Raw genomic sequence first — 23782 nt, 5'->3', positions numbered from 1 at the left:
CAGCAATGGAGTAATCCCCATGACCACCATCTACAACCTGTCCATTTCCGCCAAGGCCATCCTGAACCTCCACTCCTTAAACAACGAAGGGGGCGAAGGGAACCAGACCCAGACTCGCATGGTCAACATCATCGGCGAGGATGGGCGCATGCACAACGTCAACGCCATCAGCGGGGACATGCTGAAGCACATCCAGGCAGAGCACCTCTACCACATCAGCCGGGAGCGGGGCCTGCCCCTCTGCGCGGCATGTCAGATCTTCGACGCCAACCGGATGTCCGCCGACCCCGATTTCCAGCAGTGGATCCGGGCGGAGAAACCCACGCCGGTCCAGGTGGTGGACCGACTGCTCACCTGCACCCTGGACGATCTGGAAGGCAACCTGATCACCGAGGGCAACCAGTCGGTTCCCCGCAAGAGTGTGGTGGAATTCGGCTGGGCCGTGGGTATTCCTGAAGCGGTGACCACGGACCAGTACTTCCACGTCAAATATGACCCGGACCGGCGGGAAATCCCCACAGAGAAGGCCGAGCGATCTGGTAACCTGGGCCAGGCCATCTTCCACCGCCCTGCCAGCAGCGGTCAATACGCCATCGTCTGCAACGTGGAAGCCCACCGCATCGGCTACAACGACATCAGCCAGAAGTACACCCTCGATGAAGAAGAGCGCCAGGCGCGCCTGGCCGCCCTGCTGGAAAGCCTGCTCTATGCCTTCGTCCAGCCCAATGGCGCCATGCGCAATACCCAGAACCCGCATATCGTGGATGTGATGGGGGCTGTGGCCTACAGCACTGGGCCGGCACCGGCGCCCCTGGTGAGCCCCCTCAACAGCCGCTTTGACCAACAGATCGGGCAGATCGCCCAGGCCCTCAACCAGATTCACGAGGGGCGGGTGCAGGTGGCCAGCTTCGGTTCCCTGGCAGAACTGGCCGAAATCCTGCAGGCCTTGCTCAAGGATGGGCGGCCCCATGCGTTGACGGTGTAGGGTGAGAACCATGTGGTTCATCACGACCTATCAGCCGGTAAGCCTCCTGTCGCTGAAGGTTTCGACGGCCACCTCCACCGGGGGGAAGTCCCTCCTGCTGCCCACGCCCTTTGCCTTCAAAATGGCCCTGCTGGACGTGGTCATCCGGGATGGCGGGGTTGACCTGGGGGAAGCCCTCTGGCCAACCATCTGCAGTGGCCAGGTAGCCGTCCGAGGACCGGAGCGGATCGTGGTCAACAACACCTTCACCAAGATCCTGAAACCGAATCGGTCGGCAGCCTACGATCCAGACACCGGACTCTTCCCCGTCATGGGCCGCACCATCGGCTTTCGGGAGTATGTCCAGTGGCAGGGAGAGCTTCAAATCGCGTTCCAGGCCGACAGCGAGGCAAAGGACTGGGCCCGCTGGCTGACCCAGATCCACTACCTGGGAAAACGTGGGGGATTCATCCAGGCGGTAGCCCCGCCCACCCAGGCCGACGAGCTGCCGGATGACTTCACCCTGCTGACTCAGGACAACGAGGCCGGCTTCGCGTTGGATGGGACCCTCCAGGTGATGGATGACTGCGCGAGCGACGTCCGCTTCGACCAGGTAAACATCTACACCACCACCAAGCTGCGGGTCGGCTCCGACCGCATCCTGCGCCATGTGATCCTGCCCTATCGGATGGAACGCAGCAGCCGGGGTTACACCCTGTACCGGCGACTGTGAGTCTCGACGGCTGGCGGACCGGAAGGGACGTTCCAGTCCGCCAGCCCATTCCCAAAGGCCCAGAACCACCATGACAGCGACATCCATAGGTCCAGCCATTCCCCTCACCGTCCATCGGCTGCGCTTCACCGTGCGGGCCGAGACGCCTATTGTCTTCAACGAATTCAAGGGCAGCGCCCTGCGGGGCGCCTTTGCCACGACCCTGCGCCGTCACTTCTGTCCCGAATGGCGTGCCGAAGGCACCGATCCCCTGCACCGTTCCCTCTGCCCGGTCTGCCAAATCCTGAGCCTGGAACAGGACGACAGCCCATCCGGCGATGTACGGCGCCCGTACGTCATTGAGCCCCCTCTGGACGCCACCACCCGCTATGCCCCCGGCGAGCGGTTCCACTTCACCTTGTTGCTCCTGGGCGACAATCTGCTCTACCTGCCCTATCTGGTTCTGGCCGTCAAGGCCATGGGCGAGCAGGGCGGTGTGGGGCGCCGACTTGCGGATGGCCAGCGCGGCCGCTTCACCATCGAAGCCATCGACGCGGTCAACCCCTTCAGCGGGGAAGAGCAGTCCCTGCTTCGGCCTGGCCGACAGGTGGTGGATCCACCGACCGTCTTCATCACCCATGACCACGTGTTGGATGCAGCGGCACGCCTGCTGGACGAGCTGGCCGCCTGCGATAACCACCTGTCCGTGGAATTCCTGACCCCGCTGCGCCTCATCCAAAACCGCCAGACGGTTGAAGCGCCCCACTTCTTTCCCCTCATCAAACAGAGCGTCCTGCGGGTGTTGGACGTCTGTGCGCAATATGGCGGTGGCCGGCCGGATATCCAGTTAAAACGAGAGATTTACCCCCACGCCGACCAGGTCGCGCTGGTGATGGATCAGACTCGATGGTGGGATCTGAAAGGCTATTCCGGCCGCCTGAAACGGCCCCAGGTGCTGGGCGGTCTCGTGGGCCGGGCCATTTACCGGACCACAGACTGGCAACCCTTGTTACCATGGCTGCTCTGGTCCAGCGTGATCCATGTGGGCAAGAACGTGGTGAAGGGGTGCGGTGCGCTGCGGCTCTGGGCAGGACGCGACGAAGCTGTCAGAGCCGGGGGAATGGTAGATTTGTTCTCGGAAGTGTCAAGAAAGGGTTAACCCCGGGAGCCAGCCATGGCAATCATACAACATCTGATCGTCGATGAATTTGGCAGCTTTATCGCCAAACATCAGGGACGTTTGCGGGTCACCTGCCAGGGAGAAAAGCGCGTGGAGGCGCCGTTGATGCACCTGGAGACCGTCCTGATCAGTGGTCGCGGTGTCAGCCTGAGCAGCGACGTGGTGGCCGCCTGTGTGGAAGCAGGGATCCCCCTCCATTTCTTGGATGCCCGGGGACAGCCGCTGGGCAGCCTGTACAGTGCAGGGCTGGCAGCCACCGTAGAGACCCGGCGCGCTCAATTGGAGGCTCGGGGCGATGGCCGGGGGTTGCATGTGGCCAGGGCTGTGGCGGCAGGCAAGATCCGCAACCAGGCCAATCTGCTGAAGTACATGAGTAAATACCGTAAAACCCGCCAGCCGGAGATTTACCAGGAGGTTCGGTTGCTGGCCGATGAAGTGTTGGATCATCTGGCCGATCTGGAACGGTGTACAGGGGATACGGTGGACGCGTGTCGCGGCCAAATTCTTTCGGCAGAAGGGCGGGCAGCCCAGAAATATTGGGCCGGCATTGGCCGGCTGCTGCTGCCGGAGGTAGGTTGGCCGGGACGACGTACCCAGGGTGCCCGGGATCCGTTCAACGCGGCGCTCAACTATGGCTACGGCATTCTCTACAGCCAGGTGGAACGGGCACTGGTCCTGGCTGGCCTGGATCCTTACGCCGGCTTTTTGCATGTGGATCGGCCGGGCAAGGCCAGCCTGGTCTACGACCTGGTGGAGGAATTTCGACAGACGGTGGTGGATCGGACGGTCATGGCGATTTTCAATCGGGGGATGGCTGTGGAGCTGGACGAGCGGGGGCAATTGACCGGAGAGACCCGGCGGAACCTGGCCGAAAAGGTGCTGAACCGACTGGAAGCGACGGAAGCGTTTGAGGGCAAGCGGCACCCGTTGCGAGCCATCATCCAGATGCAAGCCCGACATCTTGCCGTATATTTGCGTGGAGAACGGCCCGCTTACACGGCGTTTGTGGCATCCTGGTAGGCTCTGTTCGGAGGTAAGCCCATGAGATGCCTGTTGATCTACGACATCCCAGATGACCGGGTGCGAACCCGGATTGCCGATTTCTGCCTGGACTATGGCCTGGATCGAATCCAATACAGCGCGTTTGTCGGCGAGTTGAGCAGCAATCACCAGGAAGAGTTAATGCTCAAAATCCAGCAGCGCCTGGGAAACGCAGCCGGCAAGGTGGAACTATTCCCCATTTGCCGACAGGACTGGCGCAGCCGGCTTTCCATCGAGCAATCGGGCCCGGCGGTAGACGGCAAAGAGCCGGGATCCGGGAGGAGGTGAGCGGTCATGGCATCCAAACAACTACTTACAGGGGCTTATGGGGGAGCTCCTGCCGAAGGGACTGCCGATCCCCGCGGTGCTCTCCCCAGCTGGGAAGATCCCTGGTTGCTGGAAGTCACCGATCTCAAACAGTTTGACTATTGTCCGCGAGTGGTGTACTACCGGTACTGCCTGTCAGATGTACGGCCGGTTACCTACAAAATGGCAGCGGGCATTGAAGCACAGAGTCGGGTCACCCGCCTGGAGGATCGCCGCAGTCTGCGGGCCTATGGTTTGGAGCAAGGGGAGCGCCACTACCACGTATCCGTGGTTTCCACTCGCCTGGGCTGTAGCGGTCAGATCGACATGGTCATTGTTACGGGCAGTGGCAATGAGCGGCGGGCCATTCCAGTGGACTTCAAGCTGAGCCGGCGGAAGCCGGGTAACCATTTTCGGCTCCAGTTGGTCTGTTATGGCCTGATGCTGGAGGAGGCATGGGGCATACCAGCGACGGAGGGTTACATCTACCTCATTCCGAGCCGGCAGGCCATTTCGGTACCGTTCACAGCGCACCTGCGGCGGAAGGCAACTCGTTTGGTGACCGAAATCCGGGAGATGATCATGGAGCAACGCATGCCCGGCCCACCGCGGTCGGTGCGGCAGTGTGTGGATTGTGAATTTCGGCGGTTCTGCAACGATACGATCTGATGGTCATGTTGCTCTTGGTCGACGCCCATACAGTGTGCCCTGGTGTTGGCAGCCCCATCGCAGCCCAGGGGCATGGGGGAGTGCATCATGGGCGCTCGCGGTAGCGGCCTGAAGCGCATGAGAACACGCCCCGTCGCAAACGGTCTGCGTCCATGGCTTCTTAAATGCGGGGGAGGGTCGCCACTGGGCCGCGATCTGGAACACATGTACGATCCGCCTCTGGAGGGCCGCTTTCTGGGGTGTCGCAAAAGGAGGCCGGAATGGGGCAAAAAGCAAATTGCGAAAAAATGGACTGAGCGGATAAGATGCAACGAAATCGGCCGTTGGCGGGAGCCGTTGAGAGCCTCTACATGCGTTTTTTCTTAAGGATGAGGGTTGCAAAGAAGGTTTGGTGTGGTGTGCGTGGGCGGGTTGAAGCAGACGATCCAACAGAGTGGATACTGAAAGTCCAGCAACGCCAGGCGGCGCAAGGCGTGTCTCAATGTTGAAGCAGACGATCCAACAGAGTGGATACTGAAAGTGGCGATTGTGGCGGCGGGGACGGGGGGAGGGGCGTGGTTGAAGCAGACGATCCAACAGAGTGGATACTGAAAGAGGCCCAACGGGCCGCGGATCGCCAACAGCCTGCGCCGGGGTTGAAGCAGACGATCCAACAGAGTGGATACTGAAAGGGAGCGCCAGAACGGCGGCCCCCTGGGCGACCTGGCGTTGAAGCAGACGATCCAACAGAGTGGATACTGAAAGAGGTGGACGGCCAGCGCTGGCTGGCCATCGAGCCCCATAGTTGAAGCAGACGATCCAACAGAGTGGATACTGAAAGGCCACTCGAACCAGGCCGACAGGGCGCGGTAGCGGGGTTGAAGCAGACGATCCAACAGAGTGGATACTGAAAGTCGGTGTAGGTGGTGCTCCCGGCGTTGTCGGTCACCGTTGAAGCAGACGATCCAACAGAGTGGATACTGAAAGTTTGGTCGCTTCGGCGATGGCCGCCTCCACCGCCTCACGAGTTGAAGCAGACGATCCAACAGAGTGGATACTGAAAGAGGCAGCGCTGGAAGAGGAACGCAATCGCATCTATGTTGAAGCAGACGATCCAACAGAGTGGATACTGAAAGTGCTGGCCTGGCTGGAGGAGCAGGAGGCGGGATTTGAAGTTGAAGCAGACGATCCAACAGAGTGGATACTGAAAGGTAACCCGGACCCTGAGGCCCTGCGCGCCATCATCGGGTTGAAGCAGACGATCCAACAGAGTGGATACTGAAAGACCCAACGGTCGGGATGCCGGTACAGGTAATAGGCGGTTGAAGCAGACGATCCAACAGAGTGGATACTGAAAGCACCGCATCATCGCCGGCGACGGCCACCTGTTGCTGCTCGTTGAAGCAGACGATCCAACAGAGTGGATACTGAAAGTCAAGGGGGATACGCCAGCATGGGCAACCACCGCTCGTTGAAGCAGACGATCCAACAGAGTGGATACTGAAAGATGCGGGCGTACTACTGGGCCGACCGCCTGGCATCTGGTTGAAGCAGACGATCCAACAGAGTGGATACTGAAAGTGCAGAACCTGTGGCAGGCGATCCAGCCCATCCTGAGTTGAAGCAGACGATCCAACAGAGTGGATACTGAAAGATGCGAGCCCAACCGGTCGGCGTCAACACGGGCTCAGTTGAAGCAGACGATCCAACAGAGTGGATACTGAAAGTCCAGGGGCCGGGGCGTCGGTATCTCATCTGCAGCGGTTGAAGCAGACGATCCAACAGAGTGGATACTGAAAGTTGCCCCGTTCCACCAGGATCAGGTTGGCCCGGGTGTCGGTTGAAGCAGACGATCCAACAGAGTGGATACTGAAAGAGGTGCTGGTGTAGCCGCTGCAGGGGGCCGATGATGTGTTGAAGCAGACGATCCAACAGAGTGGATACTGAAAGACATAGGGGCGTTCGCACATGCCAAGGAATTCCTCGTTGAAGCAGACGATCCAACAGAGTGGATACTGAAAGAGCTCGAAACCGTACTGCCACACGTACGAGTTCAACAAGGTTGAAGCAGACGATCCAACAGAGTGGATACTGAAAGAACCAGATGGCGACGGCTACCGGCACCGTGTAGAACGTTGAAGCAGACGATCCAACAGAGTGGATACTGAAAGATTGATGTACTCGCCCAGGCGCACGCCCAGGGTCTGCGCGGTTGAAGCAGACGATCCAACAGAGTGGATACTGAAAGGCACGGCCTCGATATGCCACTGGCGCACCGGCTGCGTTGAAGCAGACGATCCAACAGAGTGGATACTGAAAGGCAACAATGCGGCGCATTTCCGGCCAGAGGTTTCGAGAAGGTTGAAGCAGACGATCCAACAGAGTGGATACTGAAAGTGCCGGGCCGGCGTCATGTGTGGCTGCGGGGCCGGCGTTGAAGCAGACGATCCAACAGAGTGGATACTGAAAGCGCCGCAATCCAGGCCGACGTTGGCGTCCGGCCAGCGCGTTGAAGCAGACGATCCAACAGAGTGGATACTGAAAGCGGAAATTGCGCCGGTCCGTGCGTTTCGGTGGCGCGGTGTTGAAGCAGACGATCCAACAGAGTGGATACTGAAAGTGGCTCTTCGTGAACTTGGGCAGCCGTGGGCAGGAGGGTTGAAGCAGACGATCCAACAGAGTGGATACTGAAAGAACGCTTCAACTGGCGTCGGCTGCGCGAAGAGGGCGAGGTTGAAGCAGACGATCCAACAGAGTGGATACTGAAAGCCACGTTGTCTAGCTCCAGGCGCTGGCGCTCCTTCTGTTGAAGCAGACGATCCAACAGAGTGGATACTGAAAGGTATTGTCTGGCCGTGCTTCACAAGCACTGGCCGGAGGTTGAAGCAGACGATCCAACAGAGTGGATACTGAAAGCGCACACGCGCCTGGTTGGGGATGCACGCCTTGATGGTTGAAGCAGACGATCCAACAGAGTGGATACTGAAAGACTGTCGCAACAAATCGGCGAACCAGGCGGAGTTGTTGTTGAAGCAGACGATCCAACAGAGTGGATACTGAAAGGGGCGTAGGCGGATGGCGCGCCGTCGTTGTTGGCCGGTTGAAGCAGACGATCCAACAGAGTGGATACTGAAAGTGAAGGCTATTTACAACATAACTGCGCTTATGTTGTAGTTGAAGCAGACGATCCAACAGAGTGGATACTGAAAGAGGGGTTATCTCTTTCAATGCGGGTGAGCCATTCGTTGAAGCAGACGATCCAACAGAGTGGATACTGAAAGGGGCGCGGAGGTGTACGAGCGGCTGACGGTCAACGGTTGAAGCAGACGATCCAACAGAGTGGATACTGAAAGAACATGGCAATGTTGCGGCTGTCGAGGGGGGCGTAGTGTTGAAGCAGACGATCCAACAGAGTGGATACTGAAAGTTGACGCATCCGGATTGGTTCTGTTAGATGCCACCGTAGTTGAAGCAGACGATCCAACAGAGTGGATACTGAAAGTCACCGTCATAATGGCGCAGGCAGATGGCCTGGAGGTTGAAGCAGACGATCCAACAGAGTGGATACTGAAAGGGCTGACAATTTCAAGTTGTCCATTTGTTCTGACAGGTTGAAGCAGACGATCCAACAGAGTGGATACTGAAAGGGAGTTGCAACGATTCACGACTCGCCTCCCTCCTCCGGTTGAAGCAGACGATCCAACAGAGTGGATACTGAAAGAGGCGGAGCCGAATCAGCAGGCCGCAATGGGGGCGGATGGTTGAAGCAGACGATCCAACAGAGTGGATACTGAAAGTGGTTTTTCCGTAGAACGAGAACACTGTCTTGTGTTTGTTGAAGCAGACGATCCAACAGAGTGGATACTGAAAGAGAAACGATAACGACAGCGGCCTCCAACATGGCCTCAGGGTTGAAGCAGACGATCCAACAGAGTGGATACTGAAAGTCCATGTCCAGTGCATGTGTTGGAAGGAGGCGGTGGTGTTGAAGCAGACGATCCAACAGAGTGGATACTGAAAGAAAAGCGCCAGGTACAGGGCCAGCGGCTGGCGCAGCGGTTGAAGCAGACGATCCAACAGAGTGGATACTGAAAGTGGAGCAGCTCGCGGTACGTATACTCCAGGCCGCGGTTGAAGCAGACGATCCAACAGAGTGGATACTGAAAGTGGGTATCGGCCAACTGACTGTTGGCCATGATTGCCTGTTGAAGCAGACGATCCAACAGAGTGGATACTGAAAGCCACGCGCACGTGGGTGGATTGAGCTCGCCGCGACTAGTTGAAGCAGACGATCCAACAGAGTGGATACTGAAAGGGGCGAAGAGCATGTTGCGCGGGAACTTGCGCCAGAGTTGAAGCAGACGATCCAACAGAGTGGATACTGAAAGCTCCAACCAGGCATCCTGGTTCAGGATCAGCACATCCGGTTGAAGCAGACGATCCAACAGAGTGGATACTGAAAGCTCTCCGAACCACTGGACGAAATCGCTCAGCGCCATGGTTGAAGCAGACGATCCAACAGAGTGGATACTGAAAGCTTCCGGGGATTCGGTGGATTCTGACCCCCTCGCCGGTTGAAGCAGACGATCCAACAGAGTGGATACTGAAAGGGCCCCGGCCACCGCGGCCAGCGGGGTGGAGATGGCCGTTGAAGCAGACGATCCAACAGAGTGGATACTGAAAGGAAGGGGCCACCGTATTGCTGGTGCAGGTAGAGGGGCGTTGAAGCAGACGATCCAACAGAGTGGATACTGAAAGGGAAGCGGCCATGCTCCAGGAGGTGCCGGCATGAGCACGTTGAAGCAGACGATCCAACAGAGTGGATACTGAAAGAAGTCTGGTTGGGACATGAACATCCGGAGACCGTGGGGTTGAAGCAGACGATCCAACAGAGTGGATACTGAAAGGTTGATGCACTGACACCGTGGCCAGCAGCTACCAGTGCGTTGAAGCAGACGATCCAACAGAGTGGATACTGAAAGTGTCCACGGCCTGCCCGGTGCGTGTGGCGAAGACGGGGGTTGAAGCAGACGATCCAACAGAGTGGATACTGAAAGTCAAGGGCCTCCAGCAGGTTGACGGCGGCCAGCGCCACGTTGAAGCAGACGATCCAACAGAGTGGATACTGAAAGTCACCGGTCATGGGCGCGGCAATTCGGGGCGACGGGCGGTTGAAGCAGACGATCCAACAGAGTGGATACTGAAAGGATAGCGATAGTTCGCTCCCACCTTGAGGTGGCGGACGAGTTGAAGCAGACGATCCAACAGAGTGGATACTGAAAGGTTTGCGTGTGAATTTGTTCTCTTATTTCCTTACCTTGAGTTGAAGCAGACGATCCAACAGAGTGGATACTGAAAGGCACCGAAGCCGACACGACTGAAGGAGCTGGCCGGGAGTTGAAGCAGACGATCCAACAGAGTGGATACTGAAAGGCGCACCGTAGAACGGATCCCGGCCAGAATGCGGTTGTTGAAGCAGACGATCCAACAGAGTGGATACTGAAAGACACGGCGAAATCATCCAGATGGATGTAGGCGTCTGACTGTTGAAGCAGACGATCCAACAGAGTGGATACTGAAAGAGACGGGTAGATTGGTGAGCAGCCAGACGGTCACGTCCGTTGAAGCAGACGATCCAACAGAGTGGATACTGAAAGCGGATTGTCGATTAGCAGGAAGGAGGTTTCCATGAACAGTTGAAGCAGACGATCCAACAGAGTGGATACTGAAAGTGGCGCAGATGTTCGACGTGTCCACGGACTATCTGCTGTTGAAGCAGACGATCCAACAGAGTGGATACTGAAAGTGGCCCGACGGGTGGCTGGCCCGGGGCTGGCCGTGGTTGAAGCAGACGATCCAACAGAGTGGATACTGAAAGAGGTCTCGGCATCGCCGAATTCATCCAGGCCCAGCTCAGTTGAAGCAGACGATCCAACAGAGTGGATACTGAAAGTTCGGATCTCAGCGGTGACAGCGGCGTTGACGCGGGGGTTGAAGCAGACGATCCAACAGAGTGGATACTGAAAGAGAACCAGTTGGCTGCACTGATCACCATGTCCACCAGTTGAAGCAGACGATCCAACAGAGTGGATACTGAAAGTACCACCGGCGACGTACTGGCCGGGTTGGTGGATTGGTTGAAGCAGACGATCCAACAGAGTGGATACTGAAAGCCCGTCCGTTCCTGCGGCCGGCAGCTGATGAAAAGCGTTGAAGCAGACGATCCAACAGAGTGGATACTGAAAGTCGTGCTGGCCGTGGCCGCCGTCCGAGGCTGGCTGGTTGAAGCAGACGATCCAACAGAGTGGATACTGAAAGGCTCTAGACCGTCCAGCTGGGCATCCCGCACCTTCGTTGAAGCAGACGATCCAACAGAGTGGATACTGAAAGTACCACCGGCGACGTACTGGCCGGGTTGGTGGATTGTTGAAGCAGACGATCCAACAGAGTGGATACTGAAAGATTCGGCCAGGATTCCCCAATCTTTTCCGTGTCTGGGTTGAAGCAGACGATCCAACAGAGTGGATACTGAAAGGCAGGTGTTGGTCGCCGAGTATGAGGACGATTTGGCAGTTGAAGCAGACGATCCAACAGAGTGGATACTGAAAGAGTTCGGCGACCACCCGATAGGCGCCGTCAGTCAGCGGTTGAAGCAGACGATCCAACAGAGTGGATACTGAAAGTTCAGGAGTTTTCCGCCGTTGTTGCCTCCATCTCCGAGGTTGAAGCAGACGATCCAACAGAGTGGATACTGAAAGAAGGGGACGAAGGGTAGGTGTCGAGGCGGTCATAGTGTTGAAGCAGACGATCCAACAGAGTGGATACTGAAAGCGGCGCCACTTTTTATCTGCAGGTGCGTGGTGGCAAGTTGAAGCAGACGATCCAACAGAGTGGATACTGAAAGGAGTTGCCGAGTGAGGCGGGGCCAGCGGCCGCCTGGGAAGGTTGAAGCAGACGATCCAACAGAGTGGATACTGAAAGATGACAATCACGATATTTCCACAGGTTCATCCGGGTTGAAGCAGACGATCCAACAGAGTGGATACTGAAAGAGGAGGAAGAGGCGGATCCTTACGAGGCATTCTTGGGGTTGAAGCAGACGATCCAACAGAGTGGATACTGAAAGACGGCGCTGGAGATTCAGCTGGATCTGGGAAAGCCTGGGTTGAAGCAGACGATCCAACAGAGTGGATACTGAAAGAGAATAGCGGCGAACGATGCAGTCCGGCCACATGTGGTTGAAGCAGACGATCCAACAGAGTGGATACTGAAAGAGGGCCGCATCCAGCACGCCTTCATCGGCGGCCGCCGCGGTTGAAGCAGACGATCCAACAGAGTGGATACTGAAAGATCAGCTCGGCGTAGTCGATGCCGAGCTGGGCGAGCGGTTGAAGCAGACGATCCAACAGAGTGGATACTGAAAGTGACCGGGACCAACGGGGGGTATGGCGTCACCTGGCCGCAGTTGAAGCAGACGATCCAACAGAGTGGATACTGAAAGAGGCGGAGACGTTCACGCAGAAGCTGACGGCCATGGGTTGAAGCAGACGATCCAACAGAGTGGATACTGAAAGTATCGATCGGGCCCGCTGCGGCGCAGGCTGCCGGCGGTTGAAGCAGACGATCCAACAGAGTGGATACTGAAAGTGGTATGCGGGTGGTCGGTTGGTTGCTATTCGCTACGGTTGAAGCAGACGATCCAACAGAGTGGATACTGAAAGACACATGGGATCACAAACCGAAGTTCGAAGTGGTGTGTTGAAGCAGACGATCCAACAGAGTGGATACTGAAAGCTTCTATCGCGGCCATCAGACGATCAGGAGATTGGTGGTTGAAGCAGACGATCCAACAGAGTGGATACTGAAAGGGCCATGATCGCCGTCACCCGTTCCGATCTGATGGAGTTGAAGCAGACGATCCAACAGAGTGGATACTGAAAGAGGCCTGGAGCACGGCCATCAGTTTCTATCAGGAGTGTTGAAGCAGACGATCCAACAGAGTGGATACTGAAAGAGCCGTAGACCTGTCTCAGGTCGTACACTTTGTTCTGTTGAAGCAGACGATCCAACAGAGTGGATACTGAAAGATGTTTCCGACTTTTCCGCCGCTCGGCTGGGGCCAGCCAGTTGAAGCAGACGATCCAACAGAGTGGATACTGAAAGACGCCATCGATTCCTCCAGCAACCCTGGGGCGGTGGGTTGAAGCAGACGATCCAACAGAGTGGATACTGAAAGCCCACCCGCTCCACCGAACGAACCCGGGCGGGAGGGGTTGAAGCAGACGATCCAACAGAGTGGATACTGAAAGCTTCCTCGGCTCCGGCACCACCCTCGTCGCCTGCGAGGTTGAAGCAGACGATCCAACAGAGTGGATACTGAAAGCGATACACCTACGCCTCTTCCCGCATCCGCTCCAGGGGTTGAAGCAGACGATCCAACAGAGTGGATACTGAAAGGGCCGACACGGATGAGATTCCTGCGGAGCTCGACCCGCGTTGAAGCAGACGATCCAACAGAGTGGATACTGAAAGGGCTGATCCCCCAGTCCCAGGAGGCAGCGGACCTCATGGTTGAAGCAGACGATCCAACAGAGTGGATACTGAAAGAGATTGAGCGTGAACAGGCAGGTGTGCATTTCAGCGCCGTTGAAGCAGACGATCCAACAGAGTGGATACTGAAAGCGGCGCTGGAGAAGGAGCATAGGAAATGAGCAGCAAGTTGAAGCAGACGATCCAACAGAGTGGATACTGAAAGGCTTCAGCCTGGACACGGCCCGGGCTGCGGGCGGCGGGTTGAAGCAGACGATCCAACAGAGTGGATACTGAAAGTTGAGCAATTCCAACGCGACATGATCGTCATTCTCATAGGTTGAAGCAGACGATCCAACAGAGTGGATACTGAAAGAGGCAGAGCCAGGCCAGGAGGTCACAATGGAAGCGGAGTTGAAGCAGACGATCCAACAGAGTGGATACTGAAAGAGGAGTTGCGGGCCTCGAACTCGTTCTGGCAGGCGCCGGTTGAAGCAGACGATCCAACAGAGTGGATACTGAAAGGTGACAGGATCACGATCAGACACGAACATGGCCAACGTTGAAGCAGACGATCCAACAGAGTGGATACTGAAAGAGGCAACCACGAGTCAGGATTTTCCCCAGCCGGCAGGGTTGAAGCAGACGATCCAACAGAGTGGATACTGAAAGATCCTCGGCGTCCAGCCGCAGGTCGGCCATGGCCGCGGGTTGAAGCAGACGATCCAACAGAGTGGATACTGAAAGAGGCCATACATCCTTTATTTCCACGCCAACACGGCCAGTTGAAGCAGACGATCCAACAGAGTGGATACTGAAAGAGGATACGGATAGCCAGGAACAATATGGGGTCTGGAGTTGAAGCAGACGATCCAACAGAGTGGATACTGAAAGAGCAGCAGCACCGGCACCTGCCCGGCCAGGGTGGCTACGTTGAAGCAGACGATCCAACAGAGTGGATACTGAAAGACAGGAGGATGACCTGATGCGCCATTGCACCGACCTGTTGAAGCAGACGATCCAACAGAGTGGATACTGAAAGGAGTTTCGGCGATCACGGCTACATCCACGGCACTTTCGTTGAAGCAGACGATCCAACAGAGTGGATACTGAAAGAGAATCCCTTCCGCTTCTGTAGGACGAGCTGCTTCGCGTTGAAGCAGACGATCCAACAGAGTGGATACTGAAAGGAAAGACCCGGCCATAGGCGGCCAGCAGCAGGGGCGCGTCGGTTGAAGCAGACGATCCAACAGAGTGGATACTGAAAGACAGCGCTGACCCCGACTACCTGGCCCGCTGTGGCCGGTTGAAGCAGACGATCCAACAGAGTGGATACTGAAAGGACACAGTGAAGGCAGTGGTCTCAGCTGATCCGAAGGGTTGAAGCAGACGATCCAACAGAGTGGATACTGAAAGTGGAGCAACTCGCGGTCCGTGTACTCCAGGCCGCCGGGTTGAAGCAGACGATCCAACAGAGTGGATACTGAAAGAGCGTCCAGACTGGTCCTGCCGCGCGCGCTCGAACGGTTGAAGCAGACGATCCAACAGAGTGGATACTGAAAGTGGAGGCCATCCGGCTCCTGATTCCCCGGATTGTGTGGTTGAAGCAGACGATCCAACAGAGTGGATACTGAAAGACCTTTACGCCGACCTTGGTGCCAGCCCAGGAAGTGGTTGAAGCAGACGATCCAACAGAGTGGATACTGAAAGTTGCGATTCTTTATCTGTATGACCCGGTGATGGAGGTTGAAGCAGACGATCCAACAGAGTGGATACTGAAAGGCTCCTGTTCAATCCGGGCCTGGCGCAGTTCCCGCCGGGGTTGAAGCAGACGATCCAACAGAGTGGATACTGAAAGTGGTGGATCTGCCTGCCGCTGAACTTGCGGAACGCAGGTTGAAGCAGACGATCCAACAGAGTGGATACTGAAAGTGGAAGAAGCAGGGGCCATGGCGGGCGGCCAGCCGCGTTGAAGCAGACGATCCAACAGAGTGGATACTGAAAGTTAACCGAAATCGTCAGAACGGCGTGGAACGATATTGGTTGAAGCAGACGATCCAACAGAGTGGATACTGAAAGACTGTATCGCCGACTATGGAAAGTGGTGTACTGGGCCGTTGAAGCAGACGATCCAACAGAGTGGATACTGAAAGTATGGGGCTGATATACTAAGCGACTCCTACATCAACGGTTGAAGCAGACGATCCAACAGAGTGGATACTGAAAGTGGATTCCGTTCGCTGCATCCCACAGGTTCCACAGGTTGAAGCAGACGATCCAACAGAGTGGATACTGAAAGAAAAATCTGAGCTGACTGCGGTACCGCTCGCAGTCCTGTTGAAGCAGACGATCCAACAGAGTGGATACTGAAAGAGCAAATTGTCGGCCGCTGCCCCGATCCGAAACTTCGGGGTTGAAGCAGACGATCCAACAGAGTGGATACTGAAAGACACCCAGGGCTTCGGACGCCCTGGGGGGGCGAATTTGTTGAAGCAGACGATCCAACAGAGTGGATACTGAAAGTTTTAGAACTCTCGTTCCCGCTCCAGGCGGGCATTGAGTTGAAGCAGACGATCCAACAGAGTGGATACTGAAAGTTCCATCCGGATGTATTCGTCCAGCTGGGGTTTCAAGGTTGAAGCAGACGATCCAACAGAGTGGATACTGAAAGCGGCGACGTGGCAACGGTGCAACGGGGGCAGCTGAAGTTGAAGCAGACGATCCAACAGAGTGGATACTGAAAGGCCAGCACAAAATCGCAGTCGTGGTAGGCGCTGTTCAGTTGAAGCAGACGATCCAACAGAGTGGATACTGAAAGCTCCGCAGGAGCGACAGGAACGCTTACTGGATAAGGTGTTGAAGCAGACGATCCAACAGAGTGGATACTGAAAGATATTGATTGTCATAGGCGCCATTGCAGCGCTGGCGTGGTTGAAGCAGACGATCCAACAGAGTGGATACTGAAAGACCCCTCTGCGCCGTCCTAATTGATCCTCAGGAGGAGTTGAAGCAGACGATCCAACAGAGTGGATACTGAAAGCCTGAACAACCTCCTGGAACTTGGACTTCAGCCCCTGGTTGAAGCAGACGATCCAACAGAGTGGATACTGAAAGATACACGGGATGGCCCAGGCCGGGAGTCCAAATGTTGTTGAAGCAGACGATCCAACAGAGTGGATACTGAAAGTGTGGAGCTTGCGCGCCGGCATGAACATCTACGTGCGTTGAAGCAGACGATCCAACAGAGTGGATACTGAAAGGGCTGGCCAAAATATAGTAGGTCCCCGGCTGCAGCCAGGTTGAAGCAGACGATCCAACAGAGTGGATACTGAAAGGGCGTCGCCGGCCAGGGCCTCGAATACATCTTCCTGCGTTGAAGCAGACGATCCAACAGAGTGGATACTGAAAGGGCAGCGACGCCAAGACTGGGCCTCTATCCGACCTCTGTTGAAGCAGACGATCCAACAGAGTGGATACTGAAAGAGATGATGGCAAACTTGGACGCTCTCCGAGGGCTTTTGGTTGAAGCAGACGATCCAACAGAGTGGATACTGAAAGAGGTGTGCGGCTTCGCGGGGGTGCGGGCGGTGGCGGGGGTTGAAGCAGACGATCCAACAGAGTGGATACTGAAAGCCTGGATGAAGCGCGCTTCCGGGGCCACCAGGGCATCGTTGAAGCAGACGATCCAACAGAGTGGATACTGAAAGTGAGCTTCCGGAGGGGACCATCTGGGTGGATGCGCCGTTGAAGCAGACGATCCAACAGAGTGGATACTGAAAGATGGCCCTCTTCATCAGCGGCCAGCCACCGGGCCATGTTGAAGCAGACGATCCAACAGAGTGGATACTGAAAGACGTTGACGTCCACCCGCTGCCCGGCCAACCCGGGCGTTGAAGCAGACGATCCAACAGAGTGGATACTGAAAGATGGCACCAGCCGGTGCGCCCGTCCGGCAGCTCTACCTGGTTGAAGCAGACGATCCAACAGAGTGGATACTGAAAGTTGAGTTCGGGCGCCTCCGCATCGTAGATGAGATGCGTTGAAGCAGACGATCCAACAGAGTGGATACTGAAAGCATCTACAACGACCTGGACGTGGAGAGCGTGGCCTACGTTGAAGCAGACGATCCAACAGAGTGGATACTGAAAGGCATGGGCAAGGGCGACGTTCAGGTGCTGGGGCCGGGTTGAAGCAGACGATCCAACAGAGTGGATACTGAAAGGTTCCATAGGTACGTCCTGGGAAAGCTGGAGCACCGGTTGAAGCAGACGATCCAACAGAGTGGATACTGAAAGGCCCGTAGGTAGTTGTCCCGGGCGCTGCGGCTCAGGTTGAAGCAGACGATCCAACAGAGTGGATACTGAAAGAACACCGTCAGGGCCTGCTCCACGCTTTCGCTGATGGTTGAAGCAGACGATCCAACAGAGTGGATACTGAAAGGCAGGCTACCCGGACCTGCTTCCAGCTGCACCACGCCGTGTTGAAGCAGACGATCCAACAGAGTGGATACTGAAAGTGGAGGTGCTGCGATGGATAATATAGATGAAATGGGTTGAAGCAGACGATCCAACAGAGTGGATACTGAAAGAGATGGTTGCGATAGGTTGCTTTCTCGTTCACGGTTGTTGAAGCAGACGATCCAACAGAGTGGATACTGAAAGTTCCCGCCACATTCCGGGCAGGGGCCGGATGCGAGGTTGAAGCAGACGATCCAACAGAGTGGATACTGAAAGAGCAAATCCCGCAGCTCCAGAATCCCGCTCACAATTGTTGAAGCAGACGATCCAACAGAGTGGATACTGAAAGCCCATACCCGGAAGGAGACCGCCCGATCCTCGAACCGTTGAAGCAGACGATCCAACAGAGTGGATACTGAAAGGGCCGCTCAGAACGCAATCCGTCGCGCTCTGCAACTGGTTGAAGCAGACGATCCAACAGAGTGGATACTGAAAGAAGACCAAAAGGAGGCAATATGCACATCAAATCCAGTTGAAGCAGACGATCCAACAGAGTGGATACTGAAAGGCTGGCCCGGCGGGTTGTGGGGCTTATCACGTCCTGTTGAAGCAGACGATCCAACAGAGTGGATACTGAAAGACAAATCGAGCAGGAAATGCCATCGAAATACCAGCCGTTGAAGCAGACGATCCAACAGAGTGGATACTGAAAGACGTCAGCTCGGTGTAGGCGAAACCCTCCGAGACCGGTTGAAGCAGACGATCCAACAGAGTGGATACTGAAAGAGGGCCTGGCCGCGCCGGAGTCCAGCACCAGGGCCCGGGTTGAAGCAGACGATCCAACAGAGTGGATACTGAAAGGCAGCCCAAAGGGCCGCTCTCCAAAGCTCATTCTCTAGTTGAAGCAGACGATCCAACAGAGTGGATACTGAAAGAAATTTCACCAATTTCGGGCGCGTGTTGCGTCCCCCGTTGAAGCAGACGATCCAACAGAGTGGATACTGAAAGAGGTGAAGATGGCCAGCCGGTCGTTCATGGGCAGCTGTTGAAGCAGACGATCCAACAGAGTGGATACTGAAAGATGGCAGTTGCGCTTTCGACGTTGACGGCCCGCCTGGTTGAAGCAGACGATCCAACAGAGTGGATACTGAAAGACTACCTCATGCTCCAGGCCTGGCCCGGCCCGCAGGTGTTGAAGCAGACGATCCAACAGAGTGGATACTGAAAGTGCCAGGTGAAAGAGCAGGGCCGACCGCTGTCGTCCGTTGTTGAAGCAGACGATCCAACAGAGTGGATACTGAAAGTACAACAACTCTCTGACCGAAAAATCATCTCCGTTGAGTTGAAGCAGACGATCCAACAGAGTGGATACTGAAAGAGGTGATGGCGGCCCTGTTGGCCGGGCAGTCGGTTTCGGTTGAAGCAGACGATCCAACAGAGTGGATACTGAAAGTGAAGCAACTGGGGCCGCTGCTTCGCCAGTACAACGGCGCGTTGAAGCAGACGATCCAACAGAGTGGATACTGAAAGTTCAGCGCCTGCACCTCCCGCCGGTAGGCCTGCAGCGTTGAAGCAGACGATCCAACAGAGTGGATACTGAAAGGTCCAGACGGTGCGCATTGCCCGGGCCGGATCCGCGGGTTGAAGCAGACGATCCAACAGAGTGGATACTGAAAGTCTGTCCACAACAGGGCGTTGACCAGCACCTGGTAAGTTGAAGCAGACGATCCAACAGAGTGGATACTGAAAGACGGTCACGTCGCTACTGTCCACTGCGACAGCGATACCGTTGAAGCAGACGATCCAACAGAGTGGATACTGAAAGTGCAGAGCACCTGGACTACAGCCTGGGAGGCTGTGGGTTGAAGCAGACGATCCAACAGAGTGGATACTGAAAGTTGGGCATTGTAAAGGGTTATAAAGCCGCCGGAGCTAGTTGAAGCAGACGATCCAACAGAGTGGATACTGAAAGAGCAGGTAGGCCACGATGGAATTGGCCGCGGAGCCCGTTGAAGCAGACGATCCAACAGAGTGGATACTGAAAGTTTGGCCAGCCCCAGGAGGCCCTGGATGCCGGGCAGTTGAAGCAGACGATCCAACAGAGTGGATACTGAAAGCAGCGGCTTTCCAGCCAGGTTTCCTTCCGGGGCATGGGTTGAAGCAGACGATCCAACAGAGTGGATACTGAAAGCCGACCGGCGTTGCAACAGCTGCACTGGCTGGGCAGTTGAAGCAGACGATCCAACAGAGTGGATACTGAAAGATGCGGGCGTACTACTGGGCCGACCGCCTGGCAACTGTGTTGAAGCAGACGATCCAACAGAGTGGATACTGAAAGAGCCACTCCTTAAATCCGTTAATGCGCTCCCGAACGTTGAAGCAGACGATCCAACAGAGTGGATACTGAAAGTCCGCGCCGATGAAGTGGGCCTGCGCACGGTCTACCGTTGAAGCAGACGATCCAACAGAGTGGATACTGAAAGAGCCCAGGGCCGACTCCAGGGCCTGAACGCGGCGCAGGTTGAAGCAGACGATCCAACAGAGTGGATACTGAAAGTGCAACCACTTCACCTGGCCGTCAAAGGTGAAGCCGCGTTGAAGCAGACGATCCAACAGAGTGGATACTGAAAGTCATGGGATGAGGCCAAAACCGCGCCTGCCGACATGGTTGAAGCAGACGATCCAACAGAGTGGATACTGAAAGTCAGTCCGAAGACGGTTGGGGCGTTCACCGACATCGGTTGAAGCAGACGATCCAACAGAGTGGATACTGAAAGATGCATAGCCTGCTGCCGTGAGCCATGCTGTCATGTCGTTGAAGCAGACGATCCAACAGAGTGGATACTGAAAGTGGAGACGACCGAGAGTCTTCTGCAGGAGGCCCGGCGTTGAAGCAGACGATCCAACAGAGTGGATACTGAAAGACAGATCCAAATGCCAGTCAGTTGCAGGCAATGCGGGTTGAAGCAGACGATCCAACAGAGTGGATACTGAAAGAGGCAGGCAGCCACCACCATCGCCGCCGCCACCATCCGGTTGAAGCAGACGATCCAACAGAGTGGATACTGAAAGACGGAGCAGCCAGTGGCTTGGTTGATATGCTGGAGGGTTGAAGCAGACGATCCAACAGAGTGGATACTGAAAGTCCATGTCCAGTGCATGTGTTGGAAGGAGGCGGTGGTCGGTGTTGAAGCAGACGATCCAACAGAGTGGATACTGAAAGATCCAAAAGTCAAGACAGTTTCACACGGCCAGGTAGAAGGTTGAAGCAGACGATCCAACAGAGTGGATACTGAAAGAGGGGCTGTGCCCAGCGCCAGGGGGTGGCCGCCAGGGGTTGAAGCAGACGATCCAACAGAGTGGATACTGAAAGGGGGCCGTGAGCAGTGGGCCACCAACGGCCTGCTCAGGTTGAAGCAGACGATCCAACAGAGTGGATACTGAAAGACTTGACCACGGTCTCCAAAATGTGGGGACGCCTGGTGGTTGAAGCAGACGATCCAACAGAGTGGATACTGAAAGTGGAAGACCTGGGCGTGGACACAGAGACGGCCCTGGAGTTGAAGCAGACGATCCAACAGAGTGGATACTGAAAGACGAGCTGGACGTCATTGCCCAGGCCGGGCTGGCCGGGGTTGAAGCAGACGATCCAACAGAGTGGATACTGAAAGAGCCGGTCCTGCTGCAGGGTCTGCACCACCGGCAAGTTGAAGCAGACGATCCAACAGAGTGGATACTGAAAGGCATTCGCAGCTTTCGGCCGCGGCCATGATCCAAGTTGAAGCAGACGATCCAACAGAGTGGATACTGAAAGAGGCTCTCCGCCAGGGCCTCCCGCTGGGCGGCGCTGAGTTGAAGCAGACGATCCAACAGAGTGGATACTGAAAGATGTCCGCACAGTGGGCGGCCGTGAGGACCAGGCGAGTTGAAGCAGACGATCCAACAGAGTGGATACTGAAAGGCCTTCACCGGCGCCTCTTCCGGCCACCGGAAGAGCAGTTGAAGCAGACGATCCAACAGAGTGGATACTGAAAGCTTACAGATGCATTGCGGTATTTGGGGCTGTGGGGCGTTGAAGCAGACGATCCAACAGAGTGGATACTGAAAGATGGCAGTTGCGCTTTCGACGTTGACGGCCCGCCTGCGTTGAAGCAGACGATCCAACAGAGTGGATACTGAAAGCGACGGCACCTGGGGCTTTTTCGACCAGGAGCCGTGGTTGAAGCAGACGATCCAACAGAGTGGATACTGAAAGTCGATGCTATGGGGCTCGATGGCCAGCCAGCGCTGGGGTTGAAGCAGACGATCCAACAGAGTGGATACTGAAAGGCTTCAGCCTGGACACGGCCCGGGCTGCGGGCGGCGAGTTGAAGCAGACGATCCAACAGAGTGGATACTGAAAGACGTGGACATCGTCTGCGGAGGGACCATCGATGAACGGTTGAAGCAGACGATCCAACAGAGTGGATACTGAAAGAGTTGCGCGTCCTGCCCGGGGCCACGGTGTACAGCGGGTTGAAGCAGACGATCCAACAGAGTGGATACTGAAAGAGGAGCAACACCGGCACCTGCCCGGTGAACGTCCGGGCGTTGAAGCAGACGATCCAACAGAGTGGATACTGAAAGAGTAGAAGGCTGCCGGATGGTAGCGCTTCAGGTAGGTTGAAGCAGACGATCCAACAGAGTGGATACTGAAAGCCTGGCGCGTCTTGTCCACCGTTTCGTCTCCGATGGGTTGAAGCAGACGATCCAACAGAGTGGATACTGAAAGGAACTCAAGGGCTCCTACAAGCTGCCCTTCGCGGAGGTTGAAGCAGACGATCCAACAGAGTGGATACTGAAAGCTGACAGCTGGGCGACCGGACCGGGCATTCGGATCGGTTGAAGCAGACGATCCAACAGAGTGGATACTGAAAGTGCTGGACGAATTTCTGACGGCCAAGCGGGCCGCCGTTGAAGCAGACGATCCAACAGAGTGGATACTGAAAGACGGCCATCGTCATGTCCCGGGCCAACGCGGACCTGCGGTTGAAGCAGACGATCCAACAGAGTGGATACTGAAAGAGGAACAGGGCGAAGACGAAGAGCCGGAACGCTGGGGTTGAAGCAGACGATCCAACAGAGTGGATACTGAAAGCTGAGTGAGCAGCGCATCTGCCAGCCCTACGGGGACGAGTTGAAGCAGACGATCCAACAGAGTGGATACTGAAAGATGACCTCCATCGTCGCCGAACTCATCCAGCGCGGCTGGAGTTGAAGCAGACGATCCAACAGAGTGGATACTGAAAGAGTGGGTGACGGGCCAGTTCGTGCGGCCGTTGTTGACGTTGAAGCAGACGATCCAACAGAGTGGATACTGAAAGAGGGTCTCGCTCACCGTGCCCCAGGCCGCGCGCATGCGGGTTGAAGCAGACGATCCAACAGAGTGGATACTGAAAGCAACCATATGATTGGAGCGGCTGGCATATTCAGCCGTGAGGTTGAAGCAGACGATCCAACAGAGTGGATACTGAAAGGGCCACGCTCTCTGGCCAGGGCCTTGCCGACGGCACGGTTGAAGCAGACGATCCAACAGAGTGGATACTGAAAGAGTTGAACACTTGGCGCAGGCGCCGGAAACAGGTGGGTTGAAGCAGACGATCCAACAGAGTGGATACTGAAAGACATCGGGTGTGCCGACAGGCTCTCGTAATCCAGCTGTTGAAGCAGACGATCCAACAGAGTGGATACTGAAAGAGCGTTGAGCTGCGTCCCCGCGGCGACAGCAGCGGCTCGTTGAAGCAGACGATCCAACAGAGTGGATACTGAAAGACGCCTGAGCAGCAAGCGTCAGGCACGGCGTCTGCTGGTTGAAGCAGACGATCCAACAGAGTGGATACTGAAAGCTGTATTGGCACGACGGATCAACGACGCTGGCCAGGAGTTGAAGCAGACGATCCAACAGA

Annotated in this window: 6 protein-coding genes and 1 CRISPR repeat array; all 6 genes read left to right on the top strand. The window is 56.1% G+C overall.

Translation table 11 applies throughout. The features are described from left to right. Positions 1-19 precede the first annotated feature (19 nt). The 6 genes from FKZ61_RS15530 (at position 20) to cas4 (ending at position 4872) form a co-directional block, all read left to right on the top strand. Entirely contained in the window at positions 20-985 is a 966-nt protein-coding gene (locus FKZ61_RS15530) for a DevR family CRISPR-associated autoregulator (protein ID WP_141611048.1), read from the top strand. A gap of 10 nt (positions 986-995) precedes the next feature. Further along, positions 996-1697, top strand: coding sequence for a hypothetical protein (locus FKZ61_RS15525; protein WP_141611047.1), 702 nt, complete (start codon positions 996-998; stop codon positions 1695-1697). A 70-nt stretch (positions 1698-1767) separates the two neighbouring features. Continuing rightward, entirely contained in the window at positions 1768-2835 is a 1068-nt protein-coding gene (gene cas6, locus FKZ61_RS15520; protein ID WP_141611046.1) for a CRISPR system precrRNA processing endoribonuclease RAMP protein Cas6, read from the top strand. Between the two features lie 15 nt (positions 2836-2850). Then, the gene (gene cas1, locus FKZ61_RS15515; protein ID WP_141611045.1) at positions 2851-3876 is read left to right on the top strand and encodes a CRISPR-associated endonuclease Cas1; all 1026 of its coding nucleotides are present in this window, start codon (positions 2851-2853) and stop codon (positions 3874-3876) included. A 21-nt stretch (positions 3877-3897) separates the two neighbouring features. Further along, positions 3898-4185, top strand: a complete 288-nt coding sequence (cas2, locus tag FKZ61_RS15510) for a CRISPR-associated endonuclease Cas2 (RefSeq protein ID WP_141611044.1) — start codon at positions 3898-3900, stop codon at positions 4183-4185. Between the two features lie 6 nt (positions 4186-4191). Further along, positions 4192-4872 carry a CRISPR-associated protein Cas4 gene (gene cas4 / locus FKZ61_RS15505; protein WP_141611043.1) on the top strand — a complete coding sequence of 227 codons (681 nt, stop codon included), beginning with the start codon at positions 4192-4194 and terminating at the stop codon, positions 4870-4872. A gap of 410 nt (positions 4873-5282) precedes the next feature. Beyond that, positions 5283-23722: a CRISPR direct-repeat array (repeat unit 37 nt; unit sequence GTTGAAGCAGACGATCCAACAGAGTGGATACTGAAAG). Positions 23723-23782 lie beyond the last annotated feature (60 nt).

It is taken from the genome of Litorilinea aerophila (genome assembly GCF_006569185.2).
Lineage (GTDB): Bacteria > Chloroflexota > Anaerolineae > Caldilineales > Caldilineaceae > Litorilinea > Litorilinea aerophila.
The sequence above is the reverse complement of the archived record's forward strand: the minus strand, read 5'-3'. Positions and strand labels throughout refer to the sequence as shown.

Coding starts and splice junctions, on each gene's coding strand:
- FKZ61_RS15530 (WP_141611048.1), top strand. CDS start 20: ATGACCACCATCTACAACCTGTCCATTTCCGCCAAGGCCATCCTGAAC.
- FKZ61_RS15525 (WP_141611047.1), top strand. CDS start 996: ATGTGGTTCATCACGACCTATCAGCCGGTAAGCCTCCTGTCGCTGAAG.
- cas6 (WP_141611046.1), top strand. CDS start 1,768: ATGACAGCGACATCCATAGGTCCAGCCATTCCCCTCACCGTCCATCGG.
- cas1 (WP_141611045.1), top strand. CDS start 2,851: ATGGCAATCATACAACATCTGATCGTCGATGAATTTGGCAGCTTTATC.
- cas2 (WP_141611044.1), top strand. CDS start 3,898: ATGAGATGCCTGTTGATCTACGACATCCCAGATGACCGGGTGCGAACC.
- cas4 (WP_141611043.1), top strand. CDS start 4,192: ATGGCATCCAAACAACTACTTACAGGGGCTTATGGGGGAGCTCCTGCC.